This is a genomic window from Frisingicoccus sp., from assembly GCA_016298055.1.
GTDB lineage: Bacteria > Bacillota > Clostridia > Lachnospirales > Lachnospiraceae > Frisingicoccus.
Genome location: JAEDDO010000001.1, coordinates 19,843 through 42,241, shown reverse-complemented (window position 1 = coordinate 42,241; position 22,399 = coordinate 19,843). Strand labels below are relative to the sequence as shown.

Sequence of the window (22,399 nt, the reverse complement as noted above, 5' to 3'; positions counted from 1 at the left end):
TAAACTCCTTTCATTGATAAGATAGCTCCATTATAATATCAACAAAAAGACAAAATCTATTCAAATCGGTCGGGCATATTTTACATATTTCTCAACATTCCAGTCATTAAACGAACCGTATGCTCAATCGCTTTCATCTCAAATTCACTGTAATCCATCTCGGCACTTCCATCTGCTTTATCTGAGATTGCCCGAATAACAAGATAAGGAATCTTATTAAGCCACGCTGTCTGCGCAATGGCAGCTCCTTCCATCTCTGTACAAAAACCGCCAAAACTGTTTACAATTCTTTGCTTAACATCGTGATCTGATATAAACTGATCACCACTGACAACCCTTCCTCTGAAAACCTGAATATCCGGATTAACTTCCTGACATACCTTCTGCGCAAGTTTAAGAAGCGTTTCATCCCCTTTAAATATAGATTCCTCCATTCTCGGAATGACTCCAGGATCATAACCGAATCCTGTAGCGTCCATATCATGCTGAAGCGCATCCTCAGAAAGAACAATATCTCCGATATTGATCTCATTTTTTAAACTTCCCGCAACACCTGTATTGATAATAGCATTCACTTTAAAAACATCACATAAAATCTGTGTACATACAGCAGCATTGACTTTTCCGATACCGCTTCGCACAATCACAACGTTCTGACCTTCACATATTCCCTGACAAAACTCCATTCCCGCTATGACAGACGTCTCCTGAATCTGCATATTCTCTTTCAATTTTGCCACTTCTTCTTCCATAGCGCCGATAATTCCTATTTTTTTCATGTAAATCTATCTCCTGTTTTCTGTTTTTTATTTATGATAACACATACAAACTATAATTCCCATGACAACTTAAAAATTTTACTGGCTTATCAATATTGCTTCTGCTATAATTAGGTTGAAAATTTATGAATAGGAGTGATTTACATGAGACATATCAATAAACATACATGTTCAAAAGCTGTGGATTTTGAAGTTGAAAACGGCATTGTTACCAGCTGCCAGTTCATCGGAGGATGTTCAGGAAACACACAGGGTGTTGCTGCTCTTGTTGTTGGCCGTCCTGTTGACGATGTCATTCAGATTCTTTCCGGTATCGACTGTGGAGGACGTGGTACATCATGTCCGGATCAGCTTGCTCAGGGACTGAAAGAATATAAAAATTCTCAGGCAGATTAGGAGGTCTGACAATGAAAAAAATTGTCCTGACCGGCGGCGGAACTGCCGGCCATGTCACACCAAATATTGCTTTGATGCCCGCTTTAAGAGAAAAGGGTTATGAAATATCCTACATCGGCTCCTATGATGGTATTGAACGCCGTTTAATTGAAGAATTAGGTGTCCCTTACTATGGAATTTCTTCCGGAAAGCTCCGAAGATACTTTGATCTGAAAAACTTTTCCGATCCTTTTAAAGTCATTAAAGGCTATTTTGAAGCACGCAAACTTTTGAAAAAGATCAAACCCGATGTTGTTTTTTCAAAAGGAGGTTTCGTCACTGTGCCTGTTGTTCTGGCAGCAAAGCACTGTCATATTCCGGCTATCATCCATGAATCCGACATGACACCGGGACTGGCCAATAAACTGGCAATTCCATCTGCATATAAAGTTTGCCATAATTTTCCTGAAACAGCCAACTATCTTCCTCAGGGGAAAGCTGTACTCTCCGGATCTCCGATTCGCCAGGAATTATTAACAGGCAGCCGCATGAAAGGTTTACAGATTTGCGGTTTCAGTGCAGATAAACCGGTCCTTCTTGTTATCGGAGGAAGCCTCGGTGCTGCCGCCATCAATGAAGCTGTAAGAAAAGCCCTCCCTATGCTTCTGCCGTCTTATCAGATTATTCACATATGTGGAAACGGTAAAGTTGATACATCGATAAAAGATGTGCAGGGGTATATTCAATTCGATTATGTAAAAGAAGAATTAAGTGACCTTCTCGCAGCCGCTGATGTCGTCATCTCCCGCGCCGGTTCAAATGCTATCTGTGAGTTTCTTGCCCTTAAAAAGCCGAATATTCTTATTCCGCTTCCGGCTGGAGCCAGCCGCGGTGACCAGATCCTGAATGCTTCTTCTTTCGAAAAACAAGGATTCAGTTATCTCCTCCCTGAGGAAAATGTCAACGACGAAACACTCGTTAAAGCAGTTAACATTGTATTTGAAAATCGTGAAAATTATATTCAGGCCATGCAGTCAAATCCCGCATCGAATGCTATCCCTGTGATCGTAAATCTTTGCGAAAAAGCTGTAAAAGCCCATAAAATTCATTGATTAAAACATTCCTTATCATCCTCCGAAAAATATTTCCGGAGGATGATTTATTTCTGCTATTCTTTCTTTTCGGATGGTTCTAACGGTAAAACTACCATAAATTTTGTTCCTGTTTCCGGTTTTGAATAGACCTGAACAGTTCCTCCATGAGCATTAATAATGTTTTTTACAATTGGAAGCCCAAGTCCGGTACCATTTGGTTTATATGTAACAAATGGCTGAAAGATATTCTCAAGACGTTCTTTGTCTATGCCACAGCCTGTATCACTGATGATTACTATGAGACATTTCCATTGAGATTTCACATCAACAAAAATCTCATCTCCTATATCCGTTGCATCAAATGCATTTTTTATTAAGTTGCAAAACACCTCCCTGAGCTTTAATGGATCTCCCGAAAAATTCTCAGAAAATATATTAAAATTTAATTGCAGCTTTTTTCCCTGAATATGGGCTAAAGAAGAAAATGAATTCACGATTTCTGTCCAAAATTGTCGAATGTTTATTTTGGCATATTTCATATTCTGACATGAATTTAAAGATGATAATTCAGATAATAATTGAGACATATATTTTGTGTCCAGCAAAAGCTGACTCCACATAGGATCTTTTGTCACTTCCGGATAGTGGCATCCGATCAGCTGCAATGTACTTTGAATCAGTGTCAGAGGATTTTTCAACTCGTGAGAAATCTTTGACAGCGAAATCAACTTAGATTCATTCATAAAGGACTTCCTCTCCGTTTTTTTCTCAATTTATCATAATTTTTCCTACAAATCAAACATATTTGACTGACAATCAACGACACAAAACGCCACAGGATTTTATTTTTATTTTAAATTCAGAATAGACATTTTTCTCTTGGTGAACTATTATTAAAGAGTACGATTCTATACAAATTTTTATATTGGAGGATATATATTATGGATAATAATTGTATTTTTTGTAAAATTGCCAACGGCGAAATTCCTTCTACAACAGTCTATGAAGACGATATGTTTCGTGTCATTCTTGACTTATCACCTGCAACAAAGGGTCATGCCTTAATTCTGCCAAAACAGCATATGGCTAATATTTATGAGATGGATGAAACCACAGCTCAGAAAGTCTTTGTTCTTGCATCTCATATAGCCACAGCAATGAAAAAAGCACTGAATTGTGATGGCATCAATATTGTCCAGAATAATGGCGAAGCTGCCGGACAGACCGTTTTTCATTTTCATATGCACATTATTCCGCGCTATATCAATGACGGACAAAATATTAACTGGATCCCAGGCACTTCCGAACCTGAAGAACGCGAAAAAATCGCACAAAAAATTAAAGCAGCATTAAATTGAACACCGACTAACACCACTGGCAGATAAATTCTAAATCTGCCAGTTTTAATATATCACCCGCATGCAGTATACATGCTTTGCCTGATTCCAGACATTCTCCGTTTCTGCAGGTTCCATTTGAAGAATTCATATCAATAATCTTCACATTCTGATGCTCCTTTTCAAACTTTGCATGAAGTCTGCTGATTTTAGGATTTGCAATATATATATCCGCTTCTCCTTCCGCCCTTCCGAGAACCGCCGGAAACTTATTTATGTATATGACCTTCATTTCATTCTCGCCCAAAGGAATCAGCGTAAACATCTTTTTTTTCTTACTGTCTTTTTCAGAGCTCTTATCCATTGTCTTTATCTCCGGCAATGTATCTTGCAGAGGACTTGCCCAATCATAGAAATCCGCAGATTCTTTTTTCCTCTTCCCTTTTATATTTATTTTTTCAAACCATTTTTTTATTTTTTGACTTGCACTTTCTTTATCCGACGCTGCACTTTTTTCCGGTACGACTTTATTTTTTATTTCCTTTTCTTCTGTCTTTGTCTGTTCCTGATCGGTTGTGTCTTTCTCTTTATAAAAATCATGATCTGTCTGCAATTTTAATATGGATGATAATTCTTCCACAGAACATGTCCTGTTATGTACTTTTTGATAAAATGTATAAGCCCACAATACCGCTGTTTCACTCCCGTAATCTACATAATTAAGCCACTCCTCAGAAAGTTTTTCCATCTGTTTCCAAAAATCTTCCTGATACCCGGGTATATAAACAAATGACCATTTGCTGTCTTTTCCATAAATATGATCCATTTCAAGCACAAGATTCGATGGATCCAACAGATATTCATCTAAAGTAAGCATTATCTGAATCAATGAATGAATCATATTTTCAATATGGACACACTCCATTCTCTTATTTGACAGATTTTCCAGAAATGAGTTCTGAAAATTCAATGCATAAACGAGAATTCCTTCTCCATCCTCTTCCAGCTCATAAAATGGTATCAATCCGGCTATCTTATTTTTGTACAGTAAAATCTCCTCATACTGTTCCCCATATTTACCTTCCCGTCCGACTCTCAAATATGTATTTTTCAAATCTTTATCTTTCCAACTCTCCCGATTCAATTTCCTGTTTTTCCTCCCCACTATCTCTTCTCGGTAAATCTCTGCTAAAAGCGGCTACAGAAACGCCATGTATATTGCTGGTGATCTGATAATTGCCTATTTTGAATTCTGCCTGAATTTCTACATTTATTTCTCGTCCCAAAAGATTCGTTGATACAGAGATCGACTGAACTTTCCCCACAAAAAGACGCTTATGAAGCATATCGTACCCTCTGGATTCGATTTCATCTAAAGATACCGATGTGTTTTGAAGCATAGCTTCATAGTCTACTTCTCCCAGTTCGGGATGAACATACCGACTTTTCCACAAGCAGCCATACATGGCCAGTTCATCCGCTGTCTCCTGCAAAACCATACGATCATGCCCGTAAAATCCCATGAGTATTACCATTCCGATCATCAAGCATATAAAACTTACAATGACCGTTCCCTCAATCGTAAAACTTCCCTCTTTTTTCCAGATCATAGTACCCATGCTCCAATATACCCAAGAAACATAAAAGGAACTCCTGCTACTCTGGATTTTCTATGAAGTTTTCCCGATGCAAGCATATAAACAGAAAATGCAAAAATACCGATACACGACAAAAAAAGTAATTTCATGCAAAATGCAATACCTTCAAGAATTCCAATACTCAGAATCAGTAAACAATCGCCCTCACCAATCCAATGCCCAAACAGCTTTCCTGAAAAAAATGCTGCACATCCGGGCAGTATCCCCCACAGATATTCCGAAAGGAGCGTATTTCCTGAAATCAAACGAATAAAAAGTCCCGCCATCAATAACATCAGACACGGTCTTATATCAATTTTCTGATTTTTTATATCCTCATAAACAGGATATAAAATTATAAGAAAACTAAAAAAATGCTGCATTATTAAGAACCTCCTTTTCCACATCTCGTACACGGTGAATAGCCCTTATTTGTCGCTTCCGTCATTGTCATAGACTCTACAGAACGTTTGAGTCCGCTGCACCCTCGTCGTATATGATAACGTCCACCTGTTTCTGTTATATAATACGTGCTTCCTCCTTCTGAATCCTTCGCACATTTTTCACAGGGAGAATACTGTTTTGCCTCCGATTCTCCTACAATATACACTTTTAAATATATATGCGTACACATACCATCTTTGTGATATACACGTCCATGTTCCGTCACATAAACAATCTCCTGATTATTCTCATCTGTCTTTTCGTCTGCCGCCTCATAACCAGTCCATGTCCTGACATAAATCTGATTTTTCATAGGAATATCCGGTATCGGAATAATTCCCTTTAGCAATTCTATACGGTAGGTTACTTTAAAACAAATCCAATTGCCGTTTTGCATCACATCGGATCCCAACATGTTGAATCCATGAATTTTACTGACACCTCCCGTATCCAGATCTTTGAGTGCAAAAAGGCTGTACATAGCTTTTGCTGTTCCCCCTGTTTTCACGATCTCCTCATGTTCTGCCGCTGCAAGACTCAACTCCAGAGCCGTATTCGTCAATTCATTCTGAACAACTTCATGAACACGAACAGCAGATGTTAATGCTATAAAAGCCACCCATACAAAGAATACCATAGGTACCACCAGCGCGGCCTCCACTGTCATACTTCCTTGAAGGGAATGACGGCAGAGTGTTCTTTTGTTCCGGAGTGTGTATATGTTTTTTGTATGATTTTTATTGGCATCATTTTTATATAAAGCAGGTATCGCCTTTTTGTTATTTAATAATTCCCAAAAGAACACCCGGTCCTCACCCCCTTCAATATGACAGACCTGTTTGAACCTTGTAATTTTCTCCAACACTGAATTCATTCTGAAATGTTACCTGCACACCATAAATACAATTCTTTAAATAAAAATTTGAATATTCATTCTGCAGACGTATATTTTTTTCTATTAAATGTGTCATTCTCCGATATTTTTCATTTCTGTTCTGAATCAAGAGAAAAATTTTAAGATAATCCTCATAGGTCATCCCCTCATTGCCTTCATAACCGTCCAACATATTCACATTCAAACTGAGCATACGCTCCCACGTCAAATGCCAGGTAGCATCAGATTTTATAATCGGTACTTTCTTTCCCCTTAAAAGTGCCCGGCAATCAGACAGAGACTCAGCGAAAGCCCATGTCGCTTTCAGCAAAAATGCAATAACCCCGATAAAATATGGAATAACCAAAGCTGCTCCGATCACTCCGGCCGTTTCTGTCACTTGCATTTGTTTTTCCGGTGATAAAAGTATATGAGACAGATTCATCACGCATCGCAAGGCCAAAAGCCTCCATAAAACAGATTTTAAATTTTCTTCATCTTTTTCATTTCCCGCAATAATATACTCGATCTCATACTCGAGAACTCGCTCATAATTATCCGAACTGTCTTTGAGATGGGTTGTCCCGTTATGAAAAACTTCCTCCATGTACCAAACAGCAGCAGCATCCTCAACCGTCCCTTTTAACATATTGTCTGAGTCAAAAATATTGTCCCATTTTTTAAACATTCCCTGTATACTTTCTTCATCCTTAAAATCAATCTCTCCCTGCATTTCCTGTCCGGATTCCGGATATGAAACATCGCCCATACTGCATTCCTTATCGGATATCTGATATTCTCCGGGGCATGCTGCATATAAAATCCCTCGATTCCAAATATCGGTAACAATATCTCTTGGATCATCCACATGCTCTTTCTCCTCATTTTCTCCGTCTTCTTTATCTTCTTCCGATTCGGAGGTTTCTTCCTGGCTCGCTCTTTCTGCTTCCTGACGTTCTTCCTGAAGGGTGTCTGATGCCTCATTATTTTTATCCTTCAGCATTTTCATAAGCGTTTCTAACCCATCCTCCCGCACAAATTCTACCCGATTCAAAGTAATCTCCCGAAGTAAAAACCTCCAGTCATTTTCAATGAGCATTGTAAACAGGGATTCATCTAATGTTGAATTGATAATATTTTTCTTATCAACAGAACTTTGAATATTCTTTTTATAGACATCAAGAAGTTCCCCGTTTATCTTTTCCTGAGAAAACTCTTTTTCTCCAAATCCTCCGTCAAAAGCCAGAATCTGATAACGTTCTTTCAAAGGTTTGACATATCCCGCCAGCAGGCTGTCCACACTCAGCCTGCCGGCTCTTTCACTGTCTGCTCTGCATGCATAATAAACAGCAGAGTGGTACTGGGCAATGAGAACACTGGATACGATCATAAACAACATCAGCATGAACACTGTAATCTGACCCGAATAGAAATTTTTGATTGTTTTATCCTCTTCGATCATATTCCTGAACTCTGACTTGTGATACGGCTGAAAATATCATTGACCAGATCCGTCAGCTGGGATTTGAATATAATAACCAGTCCAATCAATACGACAAGAATCAATATGATTTCCACAACACCTACACCTTTGTTATTCTTTAACACTTTCTTAAGTAATCCCATTTTTTTCCTCCTGTTATATACTGATTGATAAAAAGGCCGGTATCATCAGCACAGCAAATACAACAGCCATCAATAATACCATCGGAAACAATAATTTTGTTCCCGCCTCTTCCGCACGCTTTCTCGCATTCTCTTTTCTCAGAATTTCTGACGCCATAACTTCCTGCATCAATAACTGGTTCATCCCCCTTGCTCCCCGCTTAACCTGCTGGATCAATAATGATGAAAACCGAATATAATTCTGACTGGCACAACGTTTTCCAAAATTTTCATATGCCTTTAGCTCCGAAATACCATAGTTCATCTCACGCAGTGCCATCTCCATCTCCTCATATCCACATCGGACCTTTCCTGTATTGTTCTTTTCTTTACGATAGTCATAAATTAATTTTTCCCACGCTCCCTTCACTGTCATTCCCGAACTTACAAGGAGAACAAGTTTATACACAATATCCGGGTAATCCCGTTCTAATTCTTTTGATTTATCCCTGATCTGCTGCATCCTTTTCTCTTCTGATGCAAAATATATTAAAACAAGAATAAGATTACCAAAGATAAAAATTTTCGGCCAGACAGGATCTTCTCGTACGTACCATTCCAATTTTGTTCCATTAAATGTATCTGGTAATATCATTTCATTTTGTGTTCTCTCTTCTGTCTGCCGGGATTTTACTTCTTTTAGAATTCCCTGTTTTAATTCCTCATCTCCCTGTAGGATATTTTCCACGATTCTAAGCTCATACTCATAGCTTTTTTCAAATTCTCCATATTTCAATACTGCCCGGATTTTTGTATTCAAAGGTGCCCGCGACAACGCTTCTTCTGTCACCTTTCCGTCGGATTGAATCAATCGATAACTCTCTGTTTTCCACTGAACAGTCAATCCCAGATGTGGAATACGCTCCGGAAAATATAAATTTTGTGTCACCGAATCCGATGACGTATTATCTCCAAGCCACACTGTATCCAGCCACTTTTTACCTTCTTCAAATACTCCATCCAGTTCGGACGCTTCATAAATTCGTTCCTCTAATTGAAAATCAATCGGAAAATTTCCCTCATCCGTCCTGACCTCCAGGTTTACAGCCGTTTCTCCTGCCCCCGGAGAATTTCTTTCAAGAGATTGAATCTGTTCTTTTGGTGTAAAAAAGTTTTTTAATCCCAATAATGCTGTCACAACACATACGGCAGCTATCCCCGCAGCCAGCTTCTTTTTTTTATCCACAAAACTCCTCCTACTCCAGCCGCAATATTTTCAAACCTAATGCAAATGCCGCCCCATATATCGCCAGACAAACACTCATTAAAAGAAAACCTGTAAGGTTCCCGTACAAAACCTCCATAAACTCTGATGAAAACACTCTCATGTATAAAATAACGCCGGCCGGAATAACGCACATAAAGAAAAATTCGCTCCGCTTTGCTCCGATAATACCCTCAATTTCATATCCTGTTTCTATACGCCTTTGAATCTTATCTACACTGTCCCGAACCAGATCTGCCATGTTTCCTCCCTGCTTTTTTGCCAATATGAGAATCTGTACAAAGTTTTCAATCTCCGCATTCTGACACCTTTCCGACATTTCCTCAAGGCACTGAACAACTGAAATGTTACGCTCCATTTTATGGCAGATAATGTTAAGTTCAAGTATCATTCTTGAATTTGGTTTCAGGCTCCGCTCAATATCCTCCAATGCTCTTCGTATACTCTCTTCCAGGGCTGCACCGGCAGACAGCGAGCTGTAGATCGACAACATTGTGTCCTTGAAATCCATACGCAATTGTTTATTGTATTTTTTATAACTTATCTTATAAACTTCTTTTCTGAAAATGATATACCCCGGCCATCCGACAATCGAATATTTTATATTTCCATAAAACAGCCATCCTATACTTGTGCATATGACAATCCATAAAATGATACTTTTTATATATTCAATGACCGTCATTCTGCAATGACCTTCAGATGTTACTTTCACAGTCCTTCCTCCAGGAATATTGCCGCTGCCTCCAATTTCTTTCTGTGATATAACCGATTACCGGAAAGCACAAGCTGACCGGAGACCTTCTTATTCTCCGTCCAGTATGTACCGTCTTCCCGTACACAATGTTCATCATCCTCTTTAAATATAAAGAGCTGATTTAATTTTATTTCCCCTTCATCACATCCGATCACCTCCGTAATCTCTGTGACTCTTCTGCTTTTATCTCTGAGTCTCTCCAACTGGACAATAATATCAATGGCAGAAGCAATCTGTTTACGGATCGCCAACAGCGGGATATCTGTACCCATAAGTACCATCGTTTCTAAACGGCTTAACATTTCCTCAGGTGAACCTGAGTGCCCTGTCGAAATTGAGCCATCATGTCCACTGGACATGGCCTGAATCATGTCCACACTTTCTGCTCCACGCACCTCGCCCACAATAATCCGGTCCGGTCTCATTCTTAAGGCACTTTTTATAAGATCCCGGATCGTTACCTGATTTTCTCCATCCGCTGTCGCATTACGCGCTTCCAGCTTTACCAGATTAATGATGTTCGATATCTGGAGTTCGGCAGAATCCTCAATGGTAATCACACGCTCCTCCTTAGGTACGTAATCCATCAATGCATTCAGCATCGTCGTCTTTCCTGTTCCCGTACCTCCGGAAATAAAAATATTATATTTTGCCCGCACAAGTTTTTCCAGAAAATCTGCCGCCTCCTTCGTCAATGCCCCATGACCGATGAGCTTTTCCATGTTCATCGGCTCCTCCGGGAATTTCCGAATTGTAAGAATCGGACCATTGAGTGCAATCGGTTTTAATACAACATTGACACGAGAGCCATCTGCAAGACGCGCATCAACGATTGGTGAAGACTCGTTGACCTGCCTGTTCGCCCCGGCAACGATCTGCTGAATAACATCTTCCAGTTTTTCATTCGATTCAAAAGACTTGTCCCATCGAATGATATGGCCATCTTTTTCATAAAAAATATTTCCCATGCCGTTCACCATTATTTCCGTAATATCTTTGTCGTCAACCAGTTCCTGAAGCAGGTCCAGCCGACGAACGGAATTAAATAATTCCTGACGAAGCATCAATTTCCGATATCCACTTAAATAAATACTTTTACTTGCTGACAGGATTAACTCATCAATCTGGTCCAGTATTTCATCATCGGACCATTCATTTTTTAACTCTAATATTCTGAGTAAATCTGCCTGTAAATTTTTTTTAATCCTTGTACAATCATGTTTATTTGACATTTTCTCTCCTTTCTTGTTCCACGTTAATCTTTTCCAGTAATTGCGTCATTCCCATATAAGATACCATCTTTAAAAACACCTTCTTTCTCAAATCACCGTAACCGTCTTCTCCCCATTGGACAAAAATTCTGTCACACCAGACGAAAAGTTCCATATACTTTGGTAATCGGTCAAATACTAAAATAATTGTTGTATAATGACTTTTCCTAAGTCCTTCCTTAAAGAAATTGCTCCATTCCTCCAACTGAATTTCCATACGGTCATACACTGTTCGAAATCCTTTAAGATAATCCAGCCCTTCAGACTTATATGTCCAGTCTCTTAACCGTTTCTTAGCATCTGACTTTTGTGCTCTGTAATAGAACCATTCACTAATGCTGCTGTCATCTTCCTCATCACGGGAAAATGTAGAAAATTCTGTCAAAGAAATAATCAGAACCTCCCCCTTATTTAATTGTTCTCTTCCTATATTTTCTGCAAAAACCTCTGCTTCCGGTCCGCTTGACGGCCCGTAAATTCCGATCACCTCCGTATTTTGTATAAGATTTTCTCCTAAAATTTCCATTAAATCTTCATATAGTTTTCCTGCTGACTGATACTTACTTATAGACAATTCTATTCCGGGATTTCCCGAATCATCTTCAAGTAAAATAATCTGACATCCTTTAATGTCCGGAACAGCCACTGTTCCTTTTTCACTGTCCATCTGCTTCAATGCACGCCCTGATACAAGAAGTATTTCCGGTCGTTCCCCAAGACATTGTGAAAGCTCTGTGTAGGTTTTTATCTTCCACATAAACCCTGGATGCCGACTCAGATAAGACGATAAACGTTTTAAATACACTTTTTCTACATCACATATGTATAGCTGTCTGTAAAACATAAGACCTCCCTTTTATAGGGACAGTATCCCACTTCAATATTCACTTTTTTTGTTTGATTTAATGGAAATTTTATTCAGAATTGAAATGATAGGTTCATTATAAACAGGCTCTGACTATTTGTAAAGCCTTCGAGGCTGACAATCCGTCGAAGGCTTTTTACATCATTTTACACTATATATGTCGTCTATCTATATTATTTCATATTTATGTGTCATATGCTGCTAATTTTCCGATTTGATTTCATCATTTTGTCAATGAAACAGCTCCCATAAACCTATGCCGTAAAGTGCCAACAGTCCCGGTATTCCCAAAACCGCAGATAGGATAAAATTCATAACATTTACTCCTACAGGCATAAAAATCCCAAAAGCTTTAAAAATGATATTTCCGCATCCGATCAAGAACAGCCCTAAAATGCCTCTGAACAGGCTCTTCACAACATAATGCCCCTGATGAAGCATTAAACTCCCAATAAAAAAACAAGAGCTTATGATAATAATCGTTACTAAAAGCTGGTTGTGTATCACCGTTTCCTCCACCCTTTACTAATTACTATAATCATACGCTCTTGTCTTTTATTCTATGTCTTTAAGATCTATAAAAAATCTTCCGGAAGCAACGTAAACATCTGAGCTTCTTTATATGCATTGTCCAGCACCGTCATAAATAAATTCTTCATATTACGTTTTTCAAGATTTACAACGGCCTCATCCACAATCGCCATAACATCCTCGTAATTCACATCTTCGCCGTCATGCATACGTTTTTCAAAAATCGCTCTCAAAGTTTCATTTTGAACTTCTTCCGTCATTTCATATCCCCGTCTCTTAGCATAGGATTCCGCCAGTTTAACTAACTCGCTCTCATCATACTTGGATATGTTGATCACGTTCAAAAATTTTGAACGCAGCTTCGGATATTTTTTCCATAAAGTCAATAAATCTGCTTCCGAATCTTCGAAAACAATGGCAACATTCTGTCCGTCACGATTAACATAATCTGAAATAATATCAACCGATTCCTTTGACAGGGCGCCTGCGCCGCCAATAATCAGGCAGCCTCCTGAAATTTTTTCAAAAACAGGTGCAAAATTCATCCGATTCAATTCATCTGATGTGGCCCGGACGATTTTCCCTTTATCGCACATACCATATGTGTTCAAAGCTTTCGCAATCCCAATAGAAATCTGTGACTTCATACTTTCATCTGTACCGGATACAACAAAATTAATATCGTATGGTGCCAGAATATCTTCTTTTTCCAATAAAGAAGATTCAAGTTTCGTAAATGTCTCAGCCAACTGCTTCTTCACATTCTTTATATCTACGGCAGTTGAGAATATATCCAGAACTGTATCCGGAACAGGAATATCCTCCGCAACAATTTCATCTTCATCCTCTTGAACCAGCTTAACTTCTTCCGCATCCGCAGCAGAATCCTCCGCATCCGGAATCTCAATCTGCTTTTCTTCTTCCACCGGCTCTGACGCAGCCAAACCAATTTCATCGCTGAAAAGATCCATGACCGTCTGATTTGGATCATCACTGATAATCTCATCCACATCATCTTCATCCGGCGAATCTATTTCTAATGCCATCATCCGCATCTGTTCCTCAAAATTCTGACTGACAGGAATATCCACAGGCATTCGATTCGCTTCCAGATTTCTCTGGATTCTTGCAACAAAATCTTCCTTTTCGTCCACCACAGTATCTTTTTTCAATACATCTTCCTCGTTTTTTTCTCCGGCCAGAATATCTGCGGCCTTCGCGGCAATAACGTCTGTATCTAAGATGACGGTTTCTCCTGAAGCTTCTTCCGCTTCTTCCGCTTTAGCCTCAGTATCTTCTTTTTCTTCCTGTTCAGTCTCTGTTTCCCGAACAGCCTGTTCAATTTCATTGCAGGCATCAGTATCTATCGTTTCTGTTTTTCCGCCTTCCTCCAAGTCATATACATCTGAATATTCATCATCGTCTTTCATATATTCATCCACATTTAAAGGCACATTAAGACCACTTCTCTCTAAAAGGCCTTCCGAATCAAACATATATGTAGCACCAACCGTCTGCTGCATTGACGCATCGATTTTAGGTTCCTGCTCGTCTTTTCCAAGAATTTTATTCTTCAGCGCATTGGCCAGATCAACATATTCTCCATGGCCGAACCATAATACAATATCCTCACACTCTTTAAGACATTTTTTATCTTCTCCGGCTTCATGATACAATCTAGCCAGTTCATATGCCCATTCTTCGATATATTCATAATCTTTAAGCTGTTCAAGTGTATGAATCAATACGGAAGTTCTTTCGCCCTTTCCTTTATCAAGACGATATCTGAGAATATACCGATGAAGATCTCTTGAAGCAACAGAAATAAACTCTTTATAATAATACTCAGCTTCTGAATAACTGCCTTTTTCAATATACAGACTTGTCAGCAGATCCAATGCTCTCCGTCCCTTCGGCATCTTTTCATATGCCTTGAGCAATACTTTCTCTGCAAGATCATCCTCTTTTTCATGCAAAAATATTTCTCCTAACAGGCAAAGAGAAGATACATTTTTTATCTTATTCAAATCGAGTTTTTCTGCCAGCTTGACTGCTGTCTCATAATCCTGTTCATAAGTACAGCTCTTAATTTCTTTCATTAAATCCGCTTCATTAAATTTTTCCAACTATTTCATCTCCTTACGACTACAATCCTGTGACTCAGAACAATTTTAACATAATTGATTTTTCTTGACAATAGCCGATAGGTCCATGAGAATTTCATGCATACAAAAAAAGCAGCCGTTCTATCATTTTAAGATACGAACGACTGCTTAACAATTAACTGGTTCAATCATACTTTTGTTCCTTTCTTATTATCATTCGATATATACATCATATCAAATATAATATTTTATTCCACTATTCAGTTTTTCTGGTATATCATTTATAAAATAATACCTTTATCATTTAACCTTAACTTTATATTTATATCGGAGTATATCTTTAACAATCAATCTCTTTGCTATACAACGAATCTACGATTTATTCTTACAATAATGGATGATTACTTATAATTGATGAACTTCTTCCAGGCTTCTCCGAATCATTTTATCATATACTGATATGTATCTGGACTATCTCAAATAATTTAACTTCTAAATATCAATAACAATTAAGCTTTTAAAATAACCTGCAAACAATGGACGAATTATTCACAAATCACTTACTTCCTTAAATCTTATCTACTGCAAAGAAAATAATCATCTTATTATTGAGCACTTATTTTTTCAATGGACTCGCCTCCTTGTTTTCTGTTTATTAATAAGTTCTTTTGTTTATGTCTATATTATATTCATTATCTTATGTTTTGTCAATATATTTTTTCATTTTTTATTTAATTTTCTGTATATTTTTTGTTAAAGTAAAGGCATCCCCGCTTTTGTATGGGAATGCCTTTACTTTTCAAAAACCAATATCAGATAAAATCAAATACTTCCTGTTCAAATTCCAGTTTTTCATAATCCATCTCAGACACATCAACATTGGAACTGTAATCCACCACGACCGTCTGCTGCATCTTATCAATCATTCTTTGCCCCAGAATATAATTGACATCAAATTTTCCCGTAATTGCCGGTGTGGCACCGCGTGTCGGCACGATGAGCTGCACATGATTTGTTCGAAGCAGTTCAAAAATCGGCTGCCATATGTAAATATCTTTTGCCGCTCCAAAAGGATTGTCAATAAAAATAACTTTCCGCAGTTTTGAACTGTCTCCGCCGCCCGAATATACCATAGAAATATAATTGATAACACCGATGAGGAATTGTATATAAATTCCCTGTGACTGACCGGTACTTCCCACAGCCTCCTCATATTTGAGATACCGGCTCTGCTCTTTCACTCTTTCCCGCTTATACAGGCTCAGGCGAATACTGTTCATATCCGTGACGATGACAGAAAACAGCCTTTTCCACGACAGCTGCTGACGAATATACCCAACTCTTTCTTCCTGAGTATGATACAGATCCGTCTGTGCAACAATCCCGTCAATATACTCTGACATTCTCTGTTCATACATTTCCTCACGAATATAGGGAATTTTCAGCATAACCATCGGAATGGTCTTTCCGTCCAGGAAAATCCGGGAAAAAGCAGGAAATCTCTCCAACTCAGCCCTTATGCTGAGGCACCTCTGAAGACACTGTTTTTCAAAGTTCTGCTTAATGCGGACCATATCACTGATGGTTTTTTCAATACGCTCTTTTTCAAGCCTTATAATCTGTGCTGTATCCTTAAGCTGATGCATGAATTCGGCACATAACTCCGATGATGAAGGAATTGAAACTTCTGATCGTATGGATCCTGCCAGCTCCTGAGCTCCCGCCTTTGACAGATTCTCCGCTGCCTTTTCTTTGTCCCGATCAAAAGCCTCCCGCTGTTTCTGGATCTCCGTATGCATACGCATCTGCTTTTCGCTGCACTCACGATATTTTTTATAAATATCAATTTCCGGACCAAAGGTTTCCTGAGTACGGTTTAACATAAGATTTGCGTTTCGAATCATTCTTTCAAGATCCCGCTTCATATCTTCAAAACTGCGAATATCTCTGAAAGCATTTTCTATCCCAACTTCGGCCTTCTGTTGTTTTTCTTTCATAAGCTCTAAAGCCTGACTCTGCTGCCGGAAAAAGGATTCATAATCTGAATTTATCAGGGATACCGACTCAAAAGAACCATATTTTTCTTCAATACTGCTGACACCATGCTCAACATTTCCAAAAAGCTTATTTTTATTTTCCCGGTACTGGAATAAAATAACTTCCTTCTGACGTATTGTCTCTTTCAATGACTTCAGCTCATCTGCCATATTCTTCAGAACACTGTCATCCGCCTCTGCCAGCCTGTGTTCTTTTGCCATATTTTCAAGAGTCACCACAGATATATCCTTTCTGCGAACCGATGCTAACAGCGTATCCATTGTCTGTCGGTAGCTCTCCATAAGCTGTTTCTTATCTTCCAGATCCAGATGTTCTCTCTCATAAGCCTCTCTGATACCTTTAAACCGGGCATCAATATCCGAAGATGAAATATCCGGAGTTTCCTCCGTTCCCGAAATATAATAGGGTTCATAGACTTCCCGCCACTGTTTATCCAGATTTTCAATGCCCTCAAGCAATGCTTTTCTCTCATTTTCAAGACGTTCGATCGTATCCTGTGTATACCGGATTTTTTCTTCTTCGTTTTTCCTAAGGTCTGCATTTTTTCTCTGTGCCGCTTCCAGTTTTTTTTGCTTATCCCGTATCGTTTTTAATTGCTCAACACAATGTTTCATCTGGCTGAGCAATTCAATATCTGAATCCAGATTTCGGTTCTCTTCTTCCATTCGCTGCACAAGTTTTCGATTGCCCTCTAAAGCATCACGAGAAAGTCCGAGAGATTCCTCATATTTTAAAATCCTCTTACTTTCTTCCTCCAACTGATGCATAACCCGTACAGATTGTTCCGATTTTTCAGAATAATACACCTCGTAATTTAATTCAAATCCTATCATATATTTTCGATCTGTTTGAATTGTTTTCTCACGATCTTTTAATCGGGCCATTTTGTTTACACACTGTTCAAGTTTATTCTGTATACCGTCACACATTTCCTGACGGGCAGAAGGATTTTTATACAGTTCCGGATTGCCGGACAAAAAAAGAATTTCCTGACTCACAATGACCTCTTCCTGGCGCATAACCTGCGGAAGAGATACAACCGGAATCACTCTGTCACCTGTATCCATCTGCATAAGTACAGCATCGCCCCGAATATCTGCCAGTCCACTCTCTACAATGACAGCTTCCGGAAGAAAGGGCATCCGCTCAATTAAAATATCCCGATCATAATCTGAAACTTCTTTCAGATAATCGCCTCCAAAAATGCACTTATGCCCGTGACACTTCCGAATATATTCGATCACTTCTGCGGTTTCCTCTCCCATGACGGTCGGATTGCCTTCTGAAAGGTGTGTAAGCTTTTTCCGAAGAAGCTGAATCTCTCTTGATTTTAACTCAATGTCAAGAATTGTTTTCCGGAGCTGACTGTCGATATTTTCAAGAAGGCTTGTGATATCCGGCGAATGATAAATTTGTACAAGCTGCTCACTTTTTTCTCTCTCAATGGTATACTGACTGAAAAAGCGATCCAATTCTTCTTTTTCTCTCAAAAGTTTTTCCCTATGTGCTTTACACTGTTCAATTTCTGATTCGTAACCGACAATATCTTTCTCCAGATTCAACTGTTTTTCAGATAATTGTTGATATTTCAGTTCATTCGCACCGCGAAGCTGTTTTTTCTCTGAGAGGATCTGATCTGCATTTTCAGGAATAAGAACCGGGAGTTGGCAAAGAAGCCCATTCAGGACTTCCTGAGACTCATTTTCCCGTTTCTTTTCTTCCAGAAGCTGACTGTCAAGAACTGCCCCCTCACAAAAAAGCTGACGTTCCATCTCCTGTGACTGTTGATGACTCTCTTTTGTCTCACTTTCTGCCTTCTCGACGGCAGACAGTTTCTTTTGCAGCCGCTCCCTTTCCTCTCCGTCACAAACCCGGCGCATAGCTGCGAGATGATTCAGTTCCTTAAGTCTTCCGTCACTGTCGTTTTGATCATGGGATAAAAGCACCTTCAATGCCTCCCATTTTGACTTCACATCCATGTAAATTATATAATCCCGGACAGCTTCTTCCATATCCAGAGCTCTCTGTTTTTTCTTATATTCTTCCTCCATACCGGAAAGCTCCGCCGCATATTTTTCAGTGTCTTCTTCCAGCTGTTTCAAAAGTTCCTGATTTTTCTGAATACGTACCGTATCCAGTTTTCTCGAAATCTCATGCCTGTGCTTTGCGGCATACTCTTTCTCTTTCTGATACACAGCCAGATCTTTTTCCCGCAGCCGCTTTAATCCGGCTACTGTATGATAGGTTTTTACCAGATTGGTATCCAGCTCTTCTTTTTCCTCATAGGCTTTCTTGAGTATACCTGTGCGTCCGGAAAGACTTTCAAGTATCTCTGTCTGACGCTCATAGGCACCCATCTCTTCTTTTCTCTCCGCCAGTTCTGCCAATTTATCCTTGATCTGAACAAGGGTATCCGCCATATCCGCTCCCGACTGACTGTTTTGTGAAAAGGCTCTTTGAATGATCTCCTCGATCAGAAGGTCTTCGACAATTTTTCGTGTCGTCCTATAACGATTTTCAAAATATGTACGTACATGTCCTTCTGTTTTATTAATTCCACGTAAAATTTCCCAATGACTTTCGTATAGACCATACTGACTGATATAGCGCTGATACTCACCCTTACGTTCAAATATACGAATATCCAGACTCATATCCTTTTTGCCAAGATCCTTCAGATAATTTTTCAATCCGGTATAAGTGACACGCTCTTTCCCGTTGGAGAGCGGAAGATTGACCAGGTCATTGTCATTATATCCTCTATAAAAAATAATATAATTAAAATATTCAATGGCCGCCGTTTCTTTCTGTTCTTCCCGCGCTTTACGGGCACAAAATCCCGTCAGCATATACTTATAGCCATCTTTTATAAAACGTTCATCCAGTTTCCACTCAATCATTGAATGAATCGTGGTGCTTCCCTGATCTGTGCGAAACAGCTTTTCAACAGGCTGTTTGTCATCCAGTGTACAGTTCGGGATCAGGTTCTGGAAAAGAAGAAGCATTAACACACTTTTTCCTCCGCCGTTAGCCAGATCATAAAGTGCATTTTTTCCATCAAATCTTAAGATAAAGTTATCATAAAACTGTGTACCAAAATTATACTTTACATTATTCACCCGGATACGATTAATATGAGGCATTCAAATCACCTCCTGTCACAATAGCATACAGACGTCCCCTGTTTTCCTCATAGTAATTTTCTGCCAGAGCTTTGAAACGCTGTTTAATATAGTATCGGCCCTGAGATTCAAAAAATAAATCCTGAGAAACTAAAAAATTAAACACAAGCTTGACAAATCCTGTTTTAGATCCTCTGGCTGCTTTTAAAGATGTCATATCATCATTTGACGGCACAAGAGGCATATCCTCCCAAAGTGCTGCCAGTATCTCAAAACTGTTTTCTTCGGATGCGTTCAATGCTTTCTCATGCACTGCTTTTAAAGCTTTCTGCATAGAACTGTCTGTCTGGGAAATAACATCTTCGCTTCGGACATAATCAATATGAGAAAAACTTCCGGAATCCTGATAAAAAAGCAAAATCACATTATACATAATAAAGTATGCAAGATATAATTCCTTATTCAGCCGAAGCCCGATCGTTCGCTTTAACTCATCATTCGTAAAGCCGAAAATTCTGTTGCCCTCGCCCGCGGTCACATAAAGACAATTCCCGAATTCATATAATTTTAAATTTGATTTTTTCAATACAGACATAAGGATATCGTAAACCTCACTGTTATTCCGATATTCCTCATACAGTTCCGTATGCGATTCACTGCCGATCTCTTCGCCTACGATCAACAGCGCAAATATCTCCATGGCTTTATCCAGATTTACATTATCCATCACATGCCCTGCCTTTCAAATCGAATATTTGTAATATAATTTTCCTTGCCCGCATCCAGCTTCTGATCCGGAAGAAACTCTAATGAAAAGCTCAAATCTTCATAGTTTTTATTTCGATCCTTCATCACAAGCTCTGCCATGATCTCCTCCAAAAATGTATCCGGTTTTTCGCGTATCTGCATCAGATGATAGTAATCTTTCTGACTCAAATGCGCAAGAAATCCATAATAATCTCCATTATTTAAAATGTTTTCTGTAAACTTCATAATATACAAATGCTGGAGTTCTTCTAACATCAGACTTTTTCGTGAAAGAAGCGTATCGAAAAGAATTCTTAAAAGCAGACTGAAATTGTGGTAAATACGTTCCTCCTCAATCTCATCTTCAAATACATAGTTTTCTTCGATGCCTTCCGGCTCTGCCTCTCCCTTTTCCTCTTCGCCGTTTCTGCACAAAAGACATTCATCCAGGCATCCAAAACCCATCGTTTTTTTAATCTTCACACCAAACAATGGCGACACCATACTTTCTAAAAGCCTTATATCATCTTTTTCCATCGCTTTTCTAAGAAGATCCGAAAAATCCATACGCCTTCTGAAACGGCTGTGTTTCGCTTTGATCATCATCTCATCCGCCTGAACCTGAAGTTTCGTACAGGCAGATAAAAGTGCTTCATGCCGATCCATAGCCCTTTTAAGCTCCTGATTCAGACAAAAAATCTCATCCAGGGCATGGGAATTGTAATCCTCTTCCTGTGCCTTAAGAAGCGCCTTCTTCACCAGCTCCAGATTGGTATCAAAGAGCTTTTGCTCTTCATCAAACCACCGAAGTCCGCTTTTTGAAAAATGATCCAGTTCCTTCACACCCTCAAAAATATTATGGCTTAAAAGCGTCACAATTTCATTCTGTTTCAGCATAAGCCGGGTGACTTCACTGTTTATACGACGAATGACCTCCAACCCGCCTTTAAAATTTTTTGAACGGATCATTTTATTCAGGAGGAGCTGCTCAATGCTGATCCGGCTTTCATCCTTCATCTCCTTTGTTTCCAGATAAAACTCAACCGCATCTGAGGATATTGTATAGGCAACGATCCCCTCTTGATAATGGCTTTCAATAAGCCGTGTTCTTGCAGCTTTCTTTTGTCCGGTCTTTGGCTCATAATACTCAAAATAGAAGGGCCGTCCTTCATTTGTGATCTTATCAAAAATATACTGAATCAATTCGGTTATGCCCGTATCATCTCTGTCCAGATAAAAATCCCGGCACAACAGCTCTCTCATAAAACTCTCGTATTCTTCATAGACTACCTTGCGGTCATTAAAACTGTTTTCTTCAATAAAAAAACGGAGGACAGCCATGGTCACATATCCCATATCTATCCTTTCGTACCGTCCTTCTCTGAACTGAGTCAGTGCATGATCGCAAAGTCTGAAAAAAGGATAAAACTTTTTTAAGTTTATCATCCGTTCTTCATGCCCGTCGATCATCTCATGAATTAAAATATGCGATTCTGTTCCCATGGAAGCCTCC

The 22,399-nt window shown here is 39.0% G+C and carries 20 protein-coding genes; 3 read left to right on the top strand and 17 right to left on the bottom strand.

Translation table 11 applies throughout. The annotated features are described in order from the left end of the window. Positions 1–80: 80 nt before the first annotated feature. Positions 81–779: a 5'-methylthioadenosine/adenosylhomocysteine nucleosidase gene (locus QZZ35_RS00190; protein ID WP_291235610.1), complete on the bottom strand. Its 699-nt coding sequence runs from the start codon at positions 777–779 to the stop codon at positions 81–83. Positions 780–923: 144 nt separating this feature from the next. On the opposite strand from QZZ35_RS00190, the gene QZZ35_RS00185 reads away from it, so the two are divergent. Beyond that, positions 924–1,175 carry a TIGR03905 family TSCPD domain-containing protein gene (locus QZZ35_RS00185; protein WP_291233628.1) on the top strand — a complete coding sequence of 84 codons (252 nt, stop codon included), beginning with the start codon at positions 924–926 and terminating at the stop codon, positions 1,173–1,175. 11 nt (positions 1,176–1,186) lie between these two features. Next, entirely contained in the window at positions 1,187–2,266 is a 1,080-nt protein-coding gene (locus QZZ35_RS00180) for an undecaprenyldiphospho-muramoylpentapeptide beta-N-acetylglucosaminyltransferase (protein WP_291233627.1), read from the top strand. Positions 2,267–2,322: 56 nt separating this feature from the next. Here the strand turns inward: QZZ35_RS00180 and QZZ35_RS00175 are convergent, their stop codons facing one another. Next, positions 2,323–2,991: a sensor histidine kinase gene (locus tag QZZ35_RS00175; RefSeq protein WP_291235609.1), complete on the bottom strand. Its 669-nt coding sequence runs from the start codon at positions 2,989–2,991 to the stop codon at positions 2,323–2,325. A 195-nt stretch (positions 2,992–3,186) separates the two neighbouring features. On the opposite strand from QZZ35_RS00175, the gene QZZ35_RS00170 reads away from it, so the two are divergent. Beyond that, positions 3,187–3,606: an HIT family protein gene (locus QZZ35_RS00170; protein ID WP_442899868.1), complete on the top strand. Its 420-nt coding sequence runs from the start codon at positions 3,187–3,189 to the stop codon at positions 3,604–3,606. 7 nt (positions 3,607–3,613) lie between these two features. On the opposite strand, the gene QZZ35_RS00165 is transcribed toward QZZ35_RS00170, so the two are convergent. The 15 genes from QZZ35_RS00165 to QZZ35_RS00095 form a co-directional block, all read right to left on the bottom strand. Further along, complete coding sequence (locus QZZ35_RS00165; protein WP_291235607.1) at positions 3,614–4,729, bottom strand: DUF6382 domain-containing protein; 1,116 nt, start codon at positions 4,727–4,729, stop codon at positions 3,614–3,616. Continuing rightward, entirely contained in the window at positions 4,704–5,195 is a 492-nt protein-coding gene (locus QZZ35_RS00160) for a TadE/TadG family type IV pilus assembly protein (protein ID WP_291233623.1), read from the bottom strand. The genes QZZ35_RS00165 and QZZ35_RS00160 overlap by 26 nt, the downstream gene beginning before the upstream one ends. Next, a complete protein-coding gene (locus tag QZZ35_RS00155) occupies positions 5,192–5,605 on the bottom strand; it encodes a prepilin peptidase (RefSeq protein ID WP_291235606.1) in 414 nt (137 codons plus the stop codon). The genes QZZ35_RS00160 and QZZ35_RS00155 overlap by 4 nt, the downstream gene beginning before the upstream one ends. A gap of 2 nt (positions 5,606–5,607) precedes the next feature. Then, the gene (locus tag QZZ35_RS00150; protein WP_291235605.1) at positions 5,608–6,312 is read right to left on the bottom strand and encodes a hypothetical protein; all 705 of its coding nucleotides are present in this window, start codon (positions 6,310–6,312) and stop codon (positions 5,608–5,610) included. Between the two features lie 175 nt (positions 6,313–6,487). After that, positions 6,488–8,002 carry a DUF5702 domain-containing protein gene (locus QZZ35_RS00145; RefSeq protein WP_291235604.1) on the bottom strand — a complete coding sequence of 505 codons (1,515 nt, stop codon included), beginning with the start codon at positions 8,000–8,002 and terminating at the stop codon, positions 6,488–6,490. Then, positions 7,999–8,166: a Flp1 family type IVb pilin gene (locus QZZ35_RS00140; protein ID WP_291233619.1), complete on the bottom strand. Its 168-nt coding sequence runs from the start codon at positions 8,164–8,166 to the stop codon at positions 7,999–8,001. Before QZZ35_RS00140 ends, QZZ35_RS00145 begins: the two co-directional genes overlap by 4 nt. 13 nt (positions 8,167–8,179) lie before the next feature. Then, a complete protein-coding gene (locus QZZ35_RS00135; protein WP_291235603.1) occupies positions 8,180–9,391 on the bottom strand; it encodes a type II secretion system F family protein in 1,212 nt (403 codons plus the stop codon). Positions 9,392–9,401: 10 nt separating this feature from the next. Then, positions 9,402–10,145, bottom strand: coding sequence for a type II secretion system F family protein (locus QZZ35_RS00130; protein ID WP_291235602.1), 744 nt, complete (start codon positions 10,143–10,145; stop codon positions 9,402–9,404). Then, positions 10,142–11,419, bottom strand: a complete 1,278-nt coding sequence (locus QZZ35_RS00125) for a CpaF family protein (RefSeq protein WP_291233616.1) — start codon at positions 11,417–11,419, stop codon at positions 10,142–10,144. The genes QZZ35_RS00130 and QZZ35_RS00125 overlap by 4 nt, the downstream gene beginning before the upstream one ends. Further along, entirely contained in the window at positions 11,409–12,302 is an 894-nt protein-coding gene (locus QZZ35_RS00120; protein WP_291235601.1) for a hypothetical protein, read from the bottom strand. Before QZZ35_RS00120 ends, QZZ35_RS00125 begins: the two co-directional genes overlap by 11 nt. 252 nt (positions 12,303–12,554) lie before the next feature. Further along, positions 12,555–12,830, bottom strand: coding sequence for a pro-sigmaK processing inhibitor BofA family protein (locus QZZ35_RS00115; RefSeq protein WP_291235600.1), 276 nt, complete (start codon positions 12,828–12,830; stop codon positions 12,555–12,557). Positions 12,831–12,898: 68 nt separating this feature from the next. After that, the gene (locus QZZ35_RS00110) at positions 12,899–14,980 is read right to left on the bottom strand and encodes a tetratricopeptide repeat protein (RefSeq protein ID WP_291235599.1); all 2,082 of its coding nucleotides are present in this window, start codon (positions 14,978–14,980) and stop codon (positions 12,899–12,901) included. A 791-nt stretch (positions 14,981–15,771) separates the two neighbouring features. Next, positions 15,772–20,160 carry a hypothetical protein gene (locus tag QZZ35_RS00105; protein ID WP_291235598.1) on the bottom strand — a complete coding sequence of 1,463 codons (4,389 nt, stop codon included), beginning with the start codon at positions 20,158–20,160 and terminating at the stop codon, positions 15,772–15,774. Further along, positions 20,147–20,866 carry a DUF6063 family protein gene (locus QZZ35_RS00100; RefSeq protein ID WP_291235597.1) on the bottom strand — a complete coding sequence of 240 codons (720 nt, stop codon included), beginning with the start codon at positions 20,864–20,866 and terminating at the stop codon, positions 20,147–20,149. The genes QZZ35_RS00105 and QZZ35_RS00100 overlap by 14 nt, the downstream gene beginning before the upstream one ends. Then, positions 20,866–22,389 carry a hypothetical protein gene (locus QZZ35_RS00095; protein ID WP_291235596.1) on the bottom strand — a complete coding sequence of 508 codons (1,524 nt, stop codon included), beginning with the start codon at positions 22,387–22,389 and terminating at the stop codon, positions 20,866–20,868. The genes QZZ35_RS00100 and QZZ35_RS00095 overlap by 1 nt, the downstream gene beginning before the upstream one ends. Positions 22,390–22,399: the final 10 nt, after the last annotated feature.